Origin of the sequence: Brasilonema sennae CENA114 (assembly GCF_006968745.1) — a bacterium.
In the GTDB taxonomy this organism is placed as follows: Bacteria; Cyanobacteriota; Cyanobacteriia; order Cyanobacteriales; family Nostocaceae; genus Brasilonema; species Brasilonema sennae.
The window spans coordinates 2,975,338-2,991,640 of the sequence record NZ_CP030118.1; the positions used below are offsets into that span (position 1 = coordinate 2,975,338).

General features: G+C 42.0%; 14 protein-coding genes. 8 read left to right on the plus strand and 6 right to left on the minus strand.

The features are described 5' to 3' along the window. Positions 1 to 3: 3 nt before the first annotated feature. Positions 4 to 1,974: a WD40 repeat domain-containing protein gene (locus DP114_RS12705; RefSeq protein ID WP_172195205.1), complete on the plus strand. Its 1,971-nt coding sequence runs from the start codon at positions 4 to 6 to the stop codon at positions 1,972 to 1,974. 130 nt (positions 1,975 to 2,104) lie between these two features. On the opposite strand, the gene DP114_RS12710 is transcribed toward DP114_RS12705, so the two are convergent. Together DP114_RS12710 and DP114_RS12715 are read right to left on the minus strand one after the other, a co-directional pair. Next, positions 2,105 to 2,773: a Fe2+-dependent dioxygenase gene (locus DP114_RS12710; protein ID WP_171976247.1), complete on the minus strand. Its 669-nt coding sequence runs from the start codon at positions 2,771 to 2,773 to the stop codon at positions 2,105 to 2,107. Positions 2,774 to 3,068: 295 nt separating this feature from the next. Further along, positions 3,069 to 3,287 (minus strand): hypothetical protein, encoded by a 219-nt coding sequence (locus DP114_RS12715; RefSeq protein WP_171976248.1) that lies wholly within the window; start codon positions 3,285 to 3,287, stop codon positions 3,069 to 3,071. Between the two features lie 349 nt (positions 3,288 to 3,636). Between DP114_RS12715 and DP114_RS12720 the strand changes: the two genes are divergently transcribed. Continuing rightward, positions 3,637 to 4,761: a sulfonate ABC transporter substrate-binding protein gene (locus tag DP114_RS12720; protein WP_246163145.1), complete on the plus strand. Its 1,125-nt coding sequence runs from the start codon at positions 3,637 to 3,639 to the stop codon at positions 4,759 to 4,761. Between the two features lie 72 nt (positions 4,762 to 4,833). On the opposite strand, the gene DP114_RS12725 is transcribed toward DP114_RS12720, so the two are convergent. Beyond that, on the minus strand, positions 4,834 to 5,097 hold the full coding sequence (locus DP114_RS12725; RefSeq protein ID WP_171976249.1) for a hypothetical protein: 264 nt from the start codon (positions 5,095 to 5,097) through the stop codon (positions 4,834 to 4,836). Between the two features lie 153 nt (positions 5,098 to 5,250). Between DP114_RS12725 and ssuD the strand changes: the two genes are divergently transcribed. The 4 genes from ssuD to DP114_RS12745 are packed head-to-tail and all read left to right on the plus strand — an operon-like array spanning position 5,251 to position 9,180. Then, on the plus strand, positions 5,251 to 6,384 hold the full coding sequence (gene ssuD / locus DP114_RS12730) for an FMNH2-dependent alkanesulfonate monooxygenase (protein ID WP_169264986.1): 1,134 nt from the start codon (positions 5,251 to 5,253) through the stop codon (positions 6,382 to 6,384). 24 nt (positions 6,385 to 6,408) lie between these two features. Beyond that, a complete protein-coding gene (gene ssuC / locus DP114_RS12735) occupies positions 6,409 to 7,191 on the plus strand; it encodes an aliphatic sulfonate ABC transporter permease SsuC (protein ID WP_171976250.1) in 783 nt (260 codons plus the stop codon). A 23-nt stretch (positions 7,192 to 7,214) separates the two neighbouring features. Next, positions 7,215 to 8,018, plus strand: a complete 804-nt coding sequence (locus DP114_RS12740) for an ATP-binding cassette domain-containing protein (protein WP_169264984.1) — start codon at positions 7,215 to 7,217, stop codon at positions 8,016 to 8,018. Positions 8,019 to 8,025: 7 nt separating this feature from the next. Then, the gene (locus DP114_RS12745; protein ID WP_171976251.1) at positions 8,026 to 9,180 is read left to right on the plus strand and encodes a PstS family phosphate ABC transporter substrate-binding protein; all 1,155 of its coding nucleotides are present in this window, start codon (positions 8,026 to 8,028) and stop codon (positions 9,178 to 9,180) included. A 135-nt stretch (positions 9,181 to 9,315) separates the two neighbouring features. Here DP114_RS12745 and DP114_RS12750 read toward each other — a convergent pair whose 3' ends face one another. Beyond that, positions 9,316 to 10,206 (minus strand): ion channel, encoded by an 891-nt coding sequence (locus DP114_RS12750; protein ID WP_171976252.1) that lies wholly within the window; start codon positions 10,204 to 10,206, stop codon positions 9,316 to 9,318. 162 nt (positions 10,207 to 10,368) lie between these two features. Continuing rightward, the gene (locus tag DP114_RS12755; protein ID WP_246163147.1) at positions 10,369 to 13,986 is read right to left on the minus strand and encodes a WD40 domain-containing protein; all 3,618 of its coding nucleotides are present in this window, start codon (positions 13,984 to 13,986) and stop codon (positions 10,369 to 10,371) included. A 652-nt stretch (positions 13,987 to 14,638) separates the two neighbouring features. Here DP114_RS12755 and DP114_RS12760 point away from each other — a divergent pair. Both DP114_RS12760 and DP114_RS12765 read left to right on the plus strand, forming a co-directional pair. Further along, positions 14,639 to 15,037: a hypothetical protein gene (locus DP114_RS12760; RefSeq protein ID WP_169264980.1), complete on the plus strand. Its 399-nt coding sequence runs from the start codon at positions 14,639 to 14,641 to the stop codon at positions 15,035 to 15,037. 199 nt (positions 15,038 to 15,236) lie between these two features. Continuing rightward, positions 15,237 to 15,464 carry a hypothetical protein gene (locus tag DP114_RS12765; RefSeq protein ID WP_171976253.1) on the plus strand — a complete coding sequence of 76 codons (228 nt, stop codon included), beginning with the start codon at positions 15,237 to 15,239 and terminating at the stop codon, positions 15,462 to 15,464. 13 nt (positions 15,465 to 15,477) lie between these two features. On the opposite strand, the gene DP114_RS12770 is transcribed toward DP114_RS12765, so the two are convergent. Then, positions 15,478 to 16,278, minus strand: a complete 801-nt coding sequence (locus tag DP114_RS12770; RefSeq protein ID WP_171976254.1) for an MOSC domain-containing protein — start codon at positions 16,276 to 16,278, stop codon at positions 15,478 to 15,480. Positions 16,279 to 16,303: the final 25 nt, after the last annotated feature.

Consider the following 16,303-nt stretch of genomic DNA (forward strand, 5'->3'; position numbering starts at 1 on the left):
AAAATGGTCGAAATCGCTCACAAATTAACATCAAAAAAATATTACTTCCAAAAAGCTTATCTCAGCAGATTTCCCTATAATTTTGTGCAGTCAGGAAACTTAGAAAAGTATTACAATCTCCTGACTCATTTTCAGTTCATAGCAGAAAAGATTAACCATCCTGAGTTTGGGGTAGATCCATTGATTAATGATTATGATTTTGTTGATGATCCAGAAGTTTTAACAAATCCAGAGTACAACCCCCATAAGGTAAAAGCGCTGAAATTGATTCAAGGAGCGCTGAAACTGTCAGCGCATGTTTTCTCTCAGGATAAAACGCAACTGATAGAGCAATTGTTGGGGCGTTTGATGTCTTTTGAAGTGCCTGAGATTCAGGCAATGCTGGAGGTAGCAAAACAGTGGAAAGTTATTCCTTGGCTGCGTCCGTTGACCCCTAACTTAACGCCGCCTGGGGGACAGTTAATCCGCACTCTCGCTGGTCATAGCGCCTCGGTTAATGCAGTCGCACTCACCCCTGATGGCAAGCACGTGATTTCTGGTTCATCGGACAACACACTCAAAATCTGGAATCTGGAAACCGGACAGGAGATGTGTACCCTGACTGGTCATAGCAACTCAGTTAATGCAGTCGCACTCACCCCTGATGGCAAGCACGTGATTTCTGGTTCAGGGGACAAGACAATCAAAATCTGGAATCTGGAAACTGGACAGGAGAAGTTTACCCTCACTGGTCATAGCAGATGGGTTAATGCAGTCGCCGTCACTCCTGATGGCAAGTACGTGATTTCTGGTTCAAATGACAATACACTCAAAATCTGGAATCTGGAAACGGGACAGGAGAAGTCTACCCTCACTGGTCATAGCCACTGGGTTGAAGCCGTCGCACTCACCCCTGATGGCAAGCATGTGATTTCTGGTTCAGGTGACAAGACACTCAAAGTTTGGAATATGGAAACGGGACAGGAGGAGTCTACTCTCACCGGTCATAGCTCCAGGGTTTATGCAGTCGCTGTCACCTCTGATGGCAAGCAGGTGATTTCTGGTTCCAGGGACAACACACTCAAAGTTTGGAATCTGGAAACGGGACAGCACAAGTCTACTTTCACTGGTCATAGCAGCTGGTTTGAAGCAATCGCTATCACCCCTGATGGCAAGCAGGTGATGTCTGGTTCCAGGGACAACACACTTGAAGTCTGGAATTTGGAAACGGGACAGCACAAGTCTACTTTCACTGGTCATAGCAGCTGGGTTGAAGCAGTCGCACTCACCCCTGATGGCAAGCAGGTGATTTCTGGTTCCAGGGACAACACACTCAAAGTTTGGAATCTGGAAACGGGACAGGACAAGTCTACCCTCACTGGTCATCGCGACTCAGTTTATGCAGTCGCCGTCACCCCTGATGGCAAGCAGGTGATTTCTGGTTCCAGGGACAACACACTCAAAGTCTCGAATCTGGAAACGGGACAGGACAAGTCTACCTTCACTGGTCATCGCGACTCAGTTTATGCAGTCGCCGTCACCCCTGATGGCAAGCAGGTGATTTCTGGTTCCAGGGATAAGACACTCAAAGTCTGGAATCTGGAAACGGGACAGCACAAGTCTACCTTCACTGGTCATAGCAACTCAGTTATTGCAGTTGCTGTCACCCCTGATGGCAACCAGGTGATTTCTGGTTCAGGTGACAATACACTCAAAGTCTGGAATCTAGAAACGGGGGAGGAAAAGTGTACCCTCACTGGTCATAGCAACTCAGTTATTGCAGTCGCTGTCATTCCTGATGGCAAGCACGTGATTTCTGGTTCATGGGACAACACAATCAAAGTTTGGAATCTGGAAACGGCGCAGGTCATTGCTAGTTTCACTGCGGATAATCCGTTACGTTGCTGTGCGGTTGCACGCGATGGAGTGACAATAGTAGCAGGCGATCAATTTGGAGGTGTGCATTTCCTCCGCCTCGAAGGAATGCAGACGTAACCATGAACACTCCACTTCGATCCCCAACCCAAATCAATTGGCAAACCCGAAGAGTGAACAGTGAACCGTCCTGCACGCGTCATTCACATGTTCGCGTAACTGATAACTGATAGCTGATAACTGATAACTGTTAAATATCAGCCCATTTCCGCAACAAATTGGCATGAGTTTTACAAATCAAGTCAAATTCTGGCGTTATTCCATGCTTCTGAAAAAGGGCTTCGCGTGCAGTTTCTAAATCGAATAAAATTTCTCTTTCTCCAGGATCGCGAATAATACTTTGTACCCAACTAATAGCGGCAAATCTCGTACCTTTAGTTACAGTTGTCACTTGATGCAGCGTTGAAGATGGATAAACAATCATCGAACCTGCTTCTAGTTTGAAAACTTGTTCACCCAAAGAAGTATCAATCATTAATTCTCCGCCAACATAACTACTAGGAGAACTGAGAAATAGAGTTAATGAGATATCAGAACGAGTCAAAACTTGATTTCCCATCAGGGCATTATCGGTATGATAACCGTAGTACATTCCCGGTTCATAGCGACTAAATATAATAGGTCGAATAATTTTTGGTCTGACGGCTGCTTGAAATAAGCGATTACGTTGCAGTGCTTGCATCACAATGCTTCTCATTTCTTCTGTGAGTTCATTTGATGGTAGTTGTAGATTATTTTTAACTTCTTTTGCGTACCATCCTGCTGTTTCTTTGCCGTCTCTAAATTCCGAATTTGTTAATTTTGAATGAATTAACTTTAACTCCTCAGAGTTAAGAATATTATCAATACAAATAATCATGATAATAAGTATTTTTTATTTATTTCCAACTATCAAAATAATTTTGTTTATTAACCTGTAAAAACTATCATTTATGGCATGAAAAACGAATAAAGTACTCTCAGTTTATACCTGTGAAATAAAAAAAATATCAACGTTATAGCATTTAGACTTTTAGGAGTTAACTTCTCTCATCAAAACTCAAAATACAGCACATTGCAAATAAATGAAGTACAGTACTGAGATCTAAAAGGCAGACTTATCAACCCTTTTTACTTCTGACTCAAGAATTGCTGAATTCTGAATTCTGCTGTAATTACTTGCCTTCTCCACCTTCACCACGTTCACCCGCTTCACCCGCTTCACCAGCGTCATTTGATTTTGTAGGTGCTTTAGTTTGTTCCGTTTTAGGGGTATTTTCCGTTCCTTCGCCACCTTCACCCCCTTCCCCAGCATCCTTTGCTGGGCTACAGGCAGCAGTAGTACCTACGAGACCTAGGGCAAGAAATAATGCAATTGCTTTTTTAGAACCCATAATAGACTCCCTAGTTGCTTGTGAATAATTGCACATTGTTAATTGTACAAAATCAGGCAGTTACAAACGATAAACAAGCACTTAATTTTTGCTAGAGAGAAAATACTCTATGAACACGCCACCTCTAAAACGCACAAAAAGAGAAACCCGTTACACTCTGTATCATTTCAGTTTACGTACGTGGTTGAGTTAGCAACTAAATATTTTTTCTACAGTTTATAACATTCAATCAACATAATACTATGATGGCGGGAGTCGTCAATGCTGCACCTGCAATTTTGTGTTTTCAATAAAATATTCAACAGGCTACAGAAACTATCAAATTCGATGATAGATTTTTACGTCTACCATGCGAGAATCTCAATATAATCAGGGTTGTGGTGGAGCTATGAATCTTTTCATTATCTTAAAGCTGCTTTCAAGCATCACAAGTTTTTTTCGTCAATCTATCAAGGTACTGAAGCTAGATTCAGCCAAAATTTTTGCTGTGCTATTTACTTTTAGTTTGTGCCTAAGTTTGAGCTTTTCTGCTTTTAGTCCGAGTTACGCAAAAAGTTCTACTCAAAATTCTGGTGCGAATCCTGCAGCGAATACTTCAATCGCTGCTATTAACGTTGTGCGGATGGGTTATCAAAAATCTGCAGTTCTCGCTTTGGTGAAGCAACAAGGCACTTTAGAAAAACAATTGTCCCCTTCTGGGGTTAGTGTCAAGTGGCTAGAATTTCCCTCTGGTCCTCCGATGATGGAAGCCTTGAATGCAAACAGTATCGACTTCGCAGCTGTAGGGGAGGGACCACCAGTATTTGCTCAATCAGCTGGTGTTCCACTGGTGTATGTTGGTAACTCTTCAGCAAGTCCAGAAGGTTTAGCAATTCTAGTTCGCAATAATTCGCCAATTAAGACTCTAGCCGACCTCAAAGGTAAAAAAGTTGCCGTTGCTAAAGGTTCAAGCGCTCATTTCTTGTTGGTGCAAGCGTTGTCATCTACAGGATTACAGTACAGTGACATTCAGCCGACTTATCTTTCTCCAGCAGATGCTCGTGCTGTCTTTGAACAAGGCAAGATTGATGCTTGGGGAATATGGGACCCATTTCTAGCAGCAGCTCAAAAGAGTGGAGGAGCGCGGATATTAAGAGATGCTAAGGGTTTGGCGTCATGGAGGGAATTTTATGTGACGTCGCGAAGCTTTGCGGACGCAAACCCACAGCTTGTCAAGCAAATTCTCGAATCAGTTGACAAGGTAGGGAAGTGGGCAAAGAAAAATCACCGCCAAGTTGCTGAAGTATTATCGCCGCAAATGGGTATTGATGTTGCTTCGTTAGAGTTAGCAGAAACTCGCCGCAAACGCTACGATGTACTACCCTTTAGCAATGAAGTGGTTGCAGAGCAACAAAAAGTTGCTGATACTTTCTTAAGTCAGAAATTAATACCCAAACAAATCAAAGTAGCAGATGCTGTTTGGAAACCTAAATAGTGATATAGCAACGAACGCTTAACAGGCATGTGAAAGTATCGTAGTGTTGGTATTTTCTCATTAGTTCATGTCTTAATCTACCTGGCAACTGCTATAACTAAGTGGCTCAATAATTTCAGCCCAGTCATTATGCTCAAATTCATGTATTCGTAAGCGTGAGACAAATAATTTTGACGCATAAATATGGGGTGAGATGATGCGTATGAATGCAAGCCACTCATCAAATAAAACTGCTATAGCGTGGTATTCAGAATAGATGGAAATGTTTGATTGTTTTAGTAGTTCAAACAGATATAGTAATCCTAAATCCTGAGCCGCAACGGGCACAACTCGCATTTGTGAAATATTCGATTGAGGCTGTAAAAAGTCTAGTGTCCTTAGTTAAAAGTAGAAAAAAAAGACAAATAACTAAGGACGTTCATAATCATGAATTTTACAACTCAAAGAAGACTGCTATAAAAACGTAATTAATAATGAGCACAGAGGAACATGGAATTACTTTGGTTTATTCCAACACATGGAGATGGTCGTTATTTAGCAACAGCAATTGGTGGTCGCGAATGTAATTTTTCTTACTTTCAGCAAATTGCTCAAGCTGTAGATAATTTGGGATTTTCTGGGGCTTTGCTACCCACTGGACGCTCTTGTGAAGATGCTTGGGTATTGGCTTCGTCTCTGATTGCTGTGACTCGTCAAATGCGTTTTATGATTGCAATCCGTCCTGGGTTAATGTCTCCTGGATTGTCAGCACGAATGGCAGCGACATTTGACCGCGTATCTAACGGACGCTTGCAAATTCACGTTGTAACTGGTGGTGATCCCGTAGAATTGGCAGGGGATGGCGTGCATCTTTCTCATGATGAGCGTTATGAATTAACCGACGAATTTTTGAGAGTGTGGAAAGACATTTCAAGTGGTTTAGAAATTAACTTTAGTGGGAAGTATTTCCAGATAAAAGGTGGTAAACTATTATTTACTTCTGTACAAAAACCTCATCCACCCTTATGGTTTGGAGGTTCGTCATTTGTTGCACAACAGATTGCTGCTAAGCATGTTGATGTCTATCTGACTTGGGGAGAACCACCGCAACAAGTGGCAGAAAAAATTGCATCTGTGCGTAAATTAGCAGCAGAACAGGGCAGAACTCTACGCTTTGGTATTCGGCTACATGTTATTGTGCGGGATACTGAAACTCAAGCTTGGGACGCAGCAAATGATCTGATTAAATATGTGAGTGATGAGGCGATCGCCAATGCACAAAAAATCTTTGCCAGAATGGATTCTGAAGGACAGCGCCGGATGACGCAGCTGCACAATGGCGATCGCAAAGCACTAGAAATCAGCCCCAACTTATGGACAGGAGTCGGCTTAGTGCGCGGTGGTGCTGGTACCGCTTTGGTAGGAGATTCTGACACCGTCATTGCCAGAATGGAGGAGTATGCAAAACTGGGAATTGATATCTTTATTCTTTCTGGTTATCCTCACTTAGAAGAAGCCTATCGAGTTGCTGAATTACTATTTCCTCGCCTACCGCTGCAAAAACCGTCTAATATAAATCAAACACAAATGTTCAGTCCTGTTGGCGAACTTATTGGCTTTGAAAACTTTCCAAAACAGCAATAACAGATAGTCCAAGGGACCTGGATAATGAAAATCAAATTTCTCAAGCCATACTTCGATAGATTAGCTCCTTGGTGCGTCCCTCTTCTGTTAGTTGTCGTTTGGCAGTTACTTGTGCAATTTGGTTTTGTTTCTCAAAGAGTATTACCTGCTCCCACAAATGTTTTCCTGGCAGGAATTCGTCTTGCTAAATCGGGAGAACTTTTTTTTCACCTTGGCATTAGCGCACAACGGGCAGTTCTTGGGTTTTTAATTGGTGGTAGCATTGCTTTTGTTTTGGGATTATTAAATGGCATCCTTCCCATAGCAGAAAAGTTGTTAGATACACCGATTCAAATGTTGCGTAACATTCCGCATTTAGCCATGATTCCCTTGGTTATCTTATGGTTTGGAGTTGGAGAAGAAGGGAGGATTTTTTTGGTTGCGATCGGTGTATCGTTTCCCATTTATATAAATACGTTTCATGGTGTCCGAACCGTTGATCCAAACTTGATTGAGATGGGAAAAGTATACGGACTCAAGCCTTGGTCTTTGTTTTGGGAAATCATTTTTCCTGGCGCATTGCCCTCAATTTTGATTGGCGTACGTTACGCTTTGGGAGTTATGTGGTTGACTCTGATTGTTGCTGAGACAATTTCTTATGACTCTGGGATCGGTTATATGGCAATGAATGCTCGTGAATTTATGCAAACAGATGTAGTCGTCTTGAGCATTCTACTCTATGCATTGTTAGGAAAGTTAGCAGATGTATTTGCAAAATTTTTAGAAAAGAAATTGCTTTCTTGGCATCCTAGTTACCAAAATCTCTAACCCAAAGTTGATAGGAGTTTTTTATGATTAAATCCAAGCGCGTAGGAGTCGATTTAAAAGTAATCGGTCTAAGTAAAACCTTTGGGAATATTCGTGTATTGCAAAACTTGGATTTAGAAATAGCTAAAGGGGAATTTGTAGCGATTGTTGGGCGTAGTGGCTGTGGAAAAACTACCCTATTAAAGCTATTAGCAGGATTGGAACCCCCAAGTGACGGCAGTATATTACTTGATGGCAAGCAATTGCGTAAGCTCAATCCAGAAACACGAGTGATGTTTCAGGATGCTCGTCTTTTAATGTGGAAGCGAGTGATAGAAAATGTAGGCTTGGGATTAAAGGAACACTGGCGACAAAAGGCACATTGGGCTTTAGAACAAGTCGGACTTGGAGAACGTGCTTTTGAATGGCCGAGTGTGCTTTCAGGAGGACAACGCCAACGGGTAGCACTGGCAAGAGCATTGGTGAGTGAACCACGTTTACTCTTACTAGATGAGCCTTTGGGAGCGTTGGATGCCCTAACTCGGATTGAGATGCAGCGTCTGATAGAAGACATCTGGCAACAACAGCAGTTTACTGCATTATTAATTACTCATGATGTAGAAGAGGCAGTTACTTTAGCTGATAGAATTATTCTCATAGAACGAGGTGAAGTGGCTATGAATTTATCTGTGCCCCTGGCTCGTCCTCGTCAGCGAAGTGATGCTATATTTGCAACATTAGTCGATAAAATCTTGGAGCGGGTGTTAAGTACAAAACCCAGTTCCGAAAAATCGACAAAAGGGGAATCTACCATAGCACCAATTGCTACCTACAACATACTCCCCTAAAAATGAAATGAATACTGACGAATCGAATAACAAGGGAAACATCATCTGTGGTCGATGTGCCTACGATGCAAATCCTCGTGGGGCTACACATTGTCAAAAGTGTGGTACGCCCCTTGTTATAGCTTCTGTACCTAACAGCGATCCCAGCCCTGCCTCTGATTCTACACTGCTCGTAGGTGGGATTAGTGTAGTAGCCACAGTGTTATTTTTTGCTATCGGAGGTTATTTTTTCTGGCAGCAAGTCCGAGTAGCTTCAACCCCAAGCAATCTCAACAATTCTGCCGATAACATTTCCTCGGATATCCGACTCTATAATTCTATGAAGGAAGTTCCGAAGGTGCCCGAAGGAACATTCAATTACGGTGGTGCTGTCGTCTTCGCACCTCTGAGGAACAGTTTACATAAGGCTATCAATCAAGTTTACCCAAAGTTTGGGTTGCGGTTCACCGAACCTAAGTACAACAACCCTGGTCAAAATACTGGGATCACTATGTTGCTTGATGGCGAACTCAGCTTTGCCCAGTCTTCTAAGCCATTAGAGGATACTCATTACAGCAAGGCAAAAGAACGTGGTTTTTCCCTACAGCAGGTGGCAATAGGTATCGACGGCTTCCTGTTGTTTACCCATCCAGATGTGTCTATCCCTGGACTTGCTGTTGAGCAAGTTAAAGATATTTTTAAAGGAAAAATCACCAATTGGAACCAGGTGGGAGGACCGGACTTAGCAATCACAGCTTTTGCTTTCAACCCGAAGTTTGGTTCCTCACTCAACATTCTTCTTGGTCCAGAATTGGATCAACTCAGTCCTAAAGTACAGTTTATGCGCGATTACACTGATGGTGTTCGTAAAGTTTCCTCAATTCGAGGTGCGCTCGGCATTGGCTCTACTGGAGCAATTCTCGGTCAAAAGTCAATCCGCCCTCTTGCGATCGCTCATGGCAACTCTAAGAGTTACGTGCCACCCTTTACAGATGATGGCAAGCAGGTTAACGCTACAGCTTTGCGGGATGGCACATACCCCCTGACTAGGCGTCTGTTTATAGTCATTCGCCGAGACGGTACTATCGATGAGGCTGCCGGAGTAGCATATACTAATTTGTTGCTGTCTCAAGAAGGACAGCAGTATATTGAGAAGGCTGGTTTCGTTCCTATTCGTAATTAGTATAGGAATCCGGTTTGGTTTATGTTAGCTTGCGTGGCAAAGCCATAGGAACTCGTCTCGCTAGGAAACGCTTAACGCTTAACAGTGAACAATTGATAACTGATAACTAATAATTGGTAACTGATAACTGATGAGTTAATTGTCTATCGGCATGACATCATGAAAGCGGGAGTAGTCAATGCTGCGCTTGCCATCCCGTGTCTTCGATAAAATATCGACAAACCGCATATTCCAAAGAATTTGCTTTGGAATATACGAGTGACGGGCATGGATAGTTTGGGATACAGTTTCATCAAGCCCAGTGAAGGTGACTATCACTTCCATCTCATCCTCAACCATCTCCTCTGTTGAGACTCCGTACAAAGGACTGCTCTCGTCTATTGGGTGCATGATTGTCCAAGTCAGGGCAAAAAGTGGAGAATGACTGCGAAGCAAATGCACATCATAAAATCGACGCATCAGATCTCCTTCTTTGGTGATTTGGGTGCGTACCAAGCTGACTCTGACTTGTGCTTCTAAAATCCAGTTTTGACGTTCATTGGCAACCCGCAACATGAGAGTTGGTATACCGTTATACGGGGTAATTATCGCTACATGGCTAAACAAGACTCGCGCTGTGGGAAGAGAAAAGCGAGCAAACATTAACCCAGTTGCCATCGCCAACCCCATCAGCCCTAACAGTGATTCGATAGTCACTAAGATGTTAGCATAAAGTGTTTTGGGATACATTGCGCCATAGCCGATAGATGCCATAGTCTGGACACTGAAAAAAAAGACATCCAGGAAATTACCCGGACGCGCATTTTCAATACCATTGCCTCCTGCAAGATATGCCAAGGCAAACAAAGCGTTAGCGAGTATATACCCAAAACTGATAAGTCCTAGAGTTTTATACCAGCAAAGAGTGAGTAGCACATGATATGGATCCCGCCAATGGTTGTTGGATGCACCTATACGCACTACGTTGTAGCTGCCCTCCCGGTTAATCTTCCGAGTTTTTGGGATTTTTCCACGGGTCTTTTTCATCGACGACTGAGTTATGGTAGTTGGAAGTAAGGATGTTTATTACTTATTATCTAATTAAATACCAGCGAAATCTTCTAGAGGAGCGATCGCATATATTCCCTTGTCATCGCTTCTCTAGACCAAAAGCCAGCAAATCTCTGTCAATAAACAATTGCGACTTATTTAAATCAGTCGCTCACCTGTTTCAATTGCACCTAAAGCTTTCAAAGAAGATTTCTCTGCATCTGTTAAACCAGTAATACCTGTAATTTCCATGCGCTCATAAAGTCGGTCAGACTTCAGTTGGCGTAGTCGGCTACACTTGTGTACATCCCACAACTGAATATTTTCATCTTCACTACCACTAGCAAGTAAGCGACCAATCCCCTCCGGGGACGCTGCGCTAACAGAACTAAACGCCACCGAACGAATTGCTCCTGTATGTCCACGAGTGAGCGGGTCTAAACAAATACCTGTGCTAACTTGCCATAACTTTACAGTTCCATCACCACTACCAGTAGCAAGGGTTTTCCCATCCGGACTAAATGCTACTGAGTAAACTTGCTGAGTGTGCCCTTCTAAAGTTTTTTGGCACTCACCTGTACTGATCTTCCACAGCTTAGCAGTTTGGTCTTCGCTACCACTTGCCAGAAACTCTCCATCAGGACTAAATGCGACCGACCAAACTAAGTTTTTATGATCTGCCAAAGTTGCAATGCATTTCCCTGTGGGAACATCCCAAAGTTTAACAGTATTGTCAGCACTGCCGCTAGCAAGGAGAGTACCTTGAGGACTGAAAGCAACTGTCCACACCCAATGACTATGTCCTTGCAATATTTTGAGACATTCACCTGTGCAAGTATCCCAGATCCTCACAGTTTGATCTTCGCTACTGCTAGCAAGAGTTTTTCCATCTGGACTGAAAACCACTGTCCACACCCAGTTCGTGTGTCCTGTAAGAGTGTTTAAGCACTTGCTCTGACTTACATCTTGAACATCCCAAAGCTTGATATTATTATCACCACCGGCGCTCGCAAGAATTTGTCCATTTGGATTAAAGGCAACCGAACGAACGTGTCCTTGATGTTTCCCCACAAAGTGGGATTTTCCTGTACGTAATTCCCACAGGATTATTGTGTAGTCATCAAGACCACTCGCTAGAACTTGGTTGTCTGGACTAAATGCGACTGAATAGACACCACGGGTATAACCTTGCAATACATTGAGAGAGTTGCCTGTTGCTACATCCCAAAGCCTTGCTGTTTGATCATCACTGCTGCTGATGAGTGTGCGCCCATCGGGACTAAAGGCGATCGACCATACTTGGCTACTATGCCCTCGTAAGGTTCTCAGACATTTACTTGTCTCAATATCCCATAACTTGATTGTTCGGTCTTCGCCACAGCTGGCAATGATTTTCCCATCTGGACTAAAGCGGACAGAGTATACTGTTTTGCTATGCCCATTTAAGGATTTCTTACACTTTCCTGTGATAATGTCCCAAAGTTTGATAGTTTGGTCTTCGCTGCTACTTGCTAGTATTTGCCCATTTGGACTAAAACTCACAGAGTAAACTTCGCTACTATGTCCTTTTAGGGTTTTTAAACATTCACCCGTATTAATATCCCAGAGCTTGATTGTACCATCAGCGCTGCTACTAGCAAGGATGTCATATTGAACAGGATTGAAGGTGACGGACCAAACCCAATCCGTGTGACCATAGAGGATTTTTAAGCACTGTCTAGTGCTCACATCCCACAATCTAATGGTTTGATCTTCACTAGCGCTTGCCAAGATAGTGCCTTGAGGATTAAAGGCAACAGAATATACTTTATTAGTATGTTCTGTCAATGTATGAAGACACTCGCCTGTGTCTACATTCCATAATTTAATAGCGTAATCTGCACCACCGCTGGCTAGAATTTGGTTATCTGGACTAAAGGCAAATGACCAGACCCAAGCAGTGTGACCCTTATAAATACGGAGTTGTTTGGTATCTGAAGTTCGCCACAGACGCACTTCTCCATTAATTGCACCTGTGGCAAAAAACTCTCCATTTGTGCTAAATCTGACTGATACCAGACTTGACAATGTTTCAGTAAATACCGAACTCGTTAGATCAGCATTTGTAAAGCTAGTATCCTGTAAATTGACATCTTTAAAATATGTCTGACTGATACTCAGATTGGAAAAATCACGCCCACTCAAATCAATTCTTGATTGATCAATCTGAAGTTGACGCAGCAGATTGATCAAGTTTCCAGCAGCATATCCCCTCTGTAAAGGAGATTGCTGTTGTAAGTGGGCTAGCATCCGACGTAACTTGGATTCTAGTTCTTTGCCAAAAGCACTCAGTAGCTTTTTTGTAACTGGTTCAAGAATTAATCGCTCTTGTGTTTTGCGAATATAGTCAAGCGATCGCGCTTTCATCAGTGGATAATTGTCAATAACTCCTAGACAATTTCCTAGACGCATTTCTTGATATGCCTTTTCAATCAATTGCTCTGTGATATATTCCATCACAACAGACTGCTGGCGAAACCTGCCGGAACCTGCTTCTTTTTCAATGAGAGAGCGCCGTAATAGAGACTCTACAGCTTCTAATATACTGATTGCTGGCTGCTGTGTTGTGATTAAGTCATCTTTGAGTTCTTTAAGAGAAACATATTCACGATGAATTGCTAGCCAGTACATCAGTTGTTTTTCCAACTCCGACAGGCGATTAAATTGTTGGTCTAAAAGAGAGCGAATATCTCCATAAACTGCTGTTTCCTGCTGAATTTGGTTTAAAAATTCAGTAATGTTATTGCTAAATAAGTTATAGATGGTGGTAGCGACAATTTTTAACGCTAAGGGGTTGCCAGAATATCGCTCCACTAATTCCCTTAACTGATTATCTGGACAGGAAAACCCCTTATCTTTCAGCATTGCCTTAGCTTCTTCTAGGTTTAGTCCCAAAAGGTGCAACACTTTTACTGGTAGGTTTTTTCCTTCTAGCAGTGCAACTTGCTTGGGCTTTTCCCGGCTTATGAGCAGTAAACAACTCTTATGTCCCGCTTCTGCCACTTTTTTAAACAAGTAGCCGTATTTCTCATACGTAGGTTGGTATTCTCCGGCTCTTTCGTAAGTACTGCCTGCGCTGCTACGCAGCACTGCTTCTACTTTATCTAAAACCACTAAACAACGATGTTTCCGCAAAACCTCAATCAGCCGTAGTATCTTGCTGTTATCGTTATCTGGTATGTCAGGTTCACTACCTTTAGGTAAAAATCGTAGCAGCTGTGTGAGAAGCTCACCTACAGCTGGAGTATTGTTTAGCGATCGCCAAATGAGATAATCAAAATTTTTCTGCACTTTTTTGGCAACTTGTGCTGCGAATACAGTTTTGCCAATGCCTCCTATTCCTAACACCGCTACTAGCCGACAGCGAACAGAACTATCACCCACAATCCACTGTTCTAACTCTGAAATTTCCTTGTCTCGACCCCAAAAACCATCTACATCAACTGCTTCTCCCCAATCTTCTTGGGGTATTCTGTCAATTGTTTTACTTGCTTGATATTGTGCTAAGAGCTTTTGTTTGAGGTTATTGAGTTTTTTGTTGCCACTGCCTTCTATTCCTAATTTACGGTAGTTTTCTCCTAATCTTTTTCTGACTGCTGCTTGAGAAATCTCCAACTTGGAAGCTATCTGCGCACCTGAGAAGTCATTCAATGCCAAGAGCAGGGCATCTAGCTCTGTCTTAGTTACACCAGAGTTAGTTGCGAACTCTATGATGAAATTTTCTGGAAGCTGAGACATATGGGCAGCATCCTCCATTTTACCCTTACTCCATACAACATATTAGTATGTGAGATAATTTTTTATAGCATGGCTGAATAATTCAGAAAAGAGTATATGGTATGTTGGGACTGCATCACTCTGTTTCATGAACTTTTTTTCATTTTCCACTCTCTTTTTTTCTCACATACAGTGATAATAACGATGTCGCAATAAAACTCACTTATTCTATAGCTATACGCGACATATCAAAGAATGTTGTTTTTTAGAAGACTAATAAAGCAGATTTTACGATATAGACTGATTTTTCATCATAAATAAGATGGTTTTACCCATAAAATCAGATAATTTTATAGAAAAACGTAACTTTTCTTGTTTTATCGCATTTATCTCCTAAGCAGTTTTTTGTATCAAAGGTAACTAAAATAATTATATACGTGTGAGAACAGTATAGTCAAATAGTATACGATACTTCATAAAAGCCTCTACATGGAGCAGAATATTTTTTTAAAACTTGCTCATGAGAAAAAAAATGTTTATACTTATATGTAACTTAGATATATGTGAGGTAAGCAGTAACAGTCTTGTTTCTTTTGAATCTAAATAATTTACGGCTTTCCATCACAAGATAATTGCAGTCGAGATTAACGGTCAACCTCACGGAGCAACTGATATGACCTTCTCACGCTCACGATTTCCTGAGTTTTTCAGCGGTTTTAGTGGCATCAAAATGCAGTTAAAAATTGGAGATTCGCCTTTGGAAGCCTTGCCAATGGTCACACTACAAGAACAAGGAAAGCAAGATAATTTTTTGGAGCAACCCTGCTTGATTGAATTGCACCCAGTTTTTTCTCACATGAGCTTTCTACTGATTGAGGCATTGTCTGCGACTCAACATGGTGAGTTCATCACCCGTAGTAAAAAAGGTAATTACGAAACTATTGTTGAACTTGGTGGACACATAAGTCACCGCTACCATCTTGATCACAAGGAACTGCAAGAAATCCAACAGATGTACGAACACATTCTAGAAAATTGGATTGCATGGAGGTTATCTCATAAAAAAACCTAAAAAGCTGCATCCAATTTCTACAGCTACTTGAGAGTTCAGAAAATATACAAGAGCTGAGGCGGACTTAATAGTACAACAAAATATCTACAAATTATGAGACATTTGGCTTTCGAGAAACGAGAAGTTTACAAGCCGGAGATGTGATAAAAGCACATCCCGGCTTTTTGCTTAAATCCAATTTACATGGAGAACAGGAACTATGAAACCAAATCAGAATAGTCGCCTATTTACATTGGCTGCTTATTTTCTCAAATTTTTTGTACTAGGACTCTTCGGCTTTGCGATCGCCTATATTGTGTTAATGACTTTTGGCGCAGCAAAGATTGCTTTCATGCTGTCGTCGCTATTTGTGAGCTTAGTTTGGCGATTGGGACTTATCCTATTTTGCGTGATAGCAATAACAGTCATTTTTGATTCCTTCCGTTAAGCTAATTTAGTACTTACTCAGCCCAGCTTAAAGTATCACCAATTCCCACTGTACCACCATTGATAACCTGCGCCAAAACACCCGTCTGTGTGTGTTGAAAATTCTTTTGTAGCAAACTTAACAAGGAGATATCACGTTCTCCTGTTTCTGGATTCACTTCTATATTTAAGCAGCGATTAATCCTGGCTGTAATAGCAATTCGTGCTGTACCAAGCTGCATTTCTTTGCCTACCCAGTCAAATTCTCCCCAAGCGGGTACAGCATCTAAAACAATATTAGGACGAAACCGACGAACATCTACTTGTTGTCCTGCTATCTCACTCAAATGGTTGAGAGTTGCTTGACTGACAAGAGAAATATGCAGGGCTTCCCTGTCAGGGTATCGAGTTTTGCCAAACTCTCCCACAACTTGCAAGGGTGCGCGGTTTGGATGTCTCGCAGCTTGATTAGGGGAAATTCCTGCAAGGTATCCTGTGAAGAAGGTTGCAATGCTGTCGCGTCCACTTGTGCTAGTCGTATCAGCAACTAATAACTCCACACCCTTGCGCTTCACTGTAAAGGTGCTAGTAGCTGCTTCATAATCACAATCTAACGCTGCTAGTCCTCCCCAGTCATTTTGCATGGCGAAGTTGTGCTTCTTCATCCAAGGTACTTTTGTTGAGTCGGGATATTGTGCGTCTTCTTTGAACATTAAGCCGAAAGAGCGATCGCCCGGAATACCATGTCCAACTTGCAACTCAACGCAAGCACATTTCTGGGCGCTCAAACCTTTAAATGGATAGATAAATAACTCTTGGACACAAATCTTAGTCATTGGAAATTAGTTGTTAATTATTTGG

What these genes read in the sequence shown, in the direction of transcription:
- DP114_RS12705 (WP_172195205.1), top strand. Translation starts at nt 4, where the DNA reads ATGGTCGAAATCGCTCACAAATTAACATCAAAAAAATATTACTTCCAA.
- DP114_RS12710 (WP_171976247.1), bottom strand. Translation starts at nt 2,773, where the DNA reads ATGATTATTTGTATTGATAATATTCTTAACTCTGAGGAGTTAAAGTTA.
- DP114_RS12715 (WP_171976248.1), bottom strand. Translation starts at nt 3,287, where the DNA reads ATGGGTTCTAAAAAAGCAATTGCATTATTTCTTGCCCTAGGTCTCGTA.
- DP114_RS12720 (WP_246163145.1), top strand. Translation starts at nt 3,637, where the DNA reads ATGCGAGAATCTCAATATAATCAGGGTTGTGGTGGAGCTATGAATCTT.
- DP114_RS12725 (WP_171976249.1), bottom strand. Translation starts at nt 5,097, where the DNA reads ATGCGAGTTGTGCCCGTTGCGGCTCAGGATTTAGGATTACTATATCTG.
- ssuD (WP_169264986.1), top strand. Translation starts at nt 5,251, where the DNA reads ATGGAATTACTTTGGTTTATTCCAACACATGGAGATGGTCGTTATTTA.
- ssuC (WP_171976250.1), top strand. Translation starts at nt 6,409, where the DNA reads ATGAAAATCAAATTTCTCAAGCCATACTTCGATAGATTAGCTCCTTGG.
- DP114_RS12740 (WP_169264984.1), top strand. Translation starts at nt 7,215, where the DNA reads ATGATTAAATCCAAGCGCGTAGGAGTCGATTTAAAAGTAATCGGTCTA.
- DP114_RS12745 (WP_171976251.1), top strand. Translation starts at nt 8,026, where the DNA reads ATGAATACTGACGAATCGAATAACAAGGGAAACATCATCTGTGGTCGA.
- DP114_RS12750 (WP_171976252.1), bottom strand. Translation starts at nt 10,206, where the DNA reads ATGAAAAAGACCCGTGGAAAAATCCCAAAAACTCGGAAGATTAACCGG.
- DP114_RS12755 (WP_246163147.1), bottom strand. Translation starts at nt 13,986, where the DNA reads ATGTCTCAGCTTCCAGAAAATTTCATCATAGAGTTCGCAACTAACTCT.
- DP114_RS12760 (WP_169264980.1), top strand. Translation starts at nt 14,639, where the DNA reads ATGACCTTCTCACGCTCACGATTTCCTGAGTTTTTCAGCGGTTTTAGT.
- DP114_RS12765 (WP_171976253.1), top strand. Translation starts at nt 15,237, where the DNA reads ATGAAACCAAATCAGAATAGTCGCCTATTTACATTGGCTGCTTATTTT.
- DP114_RS12770 (WP_171976254.1), bottom strand. Translation starts at nt 16,278, where the DNA reads ATGACTAAGATTTGTGTCCAAGAGTTATTTATCTATCCATTTAAAGGT.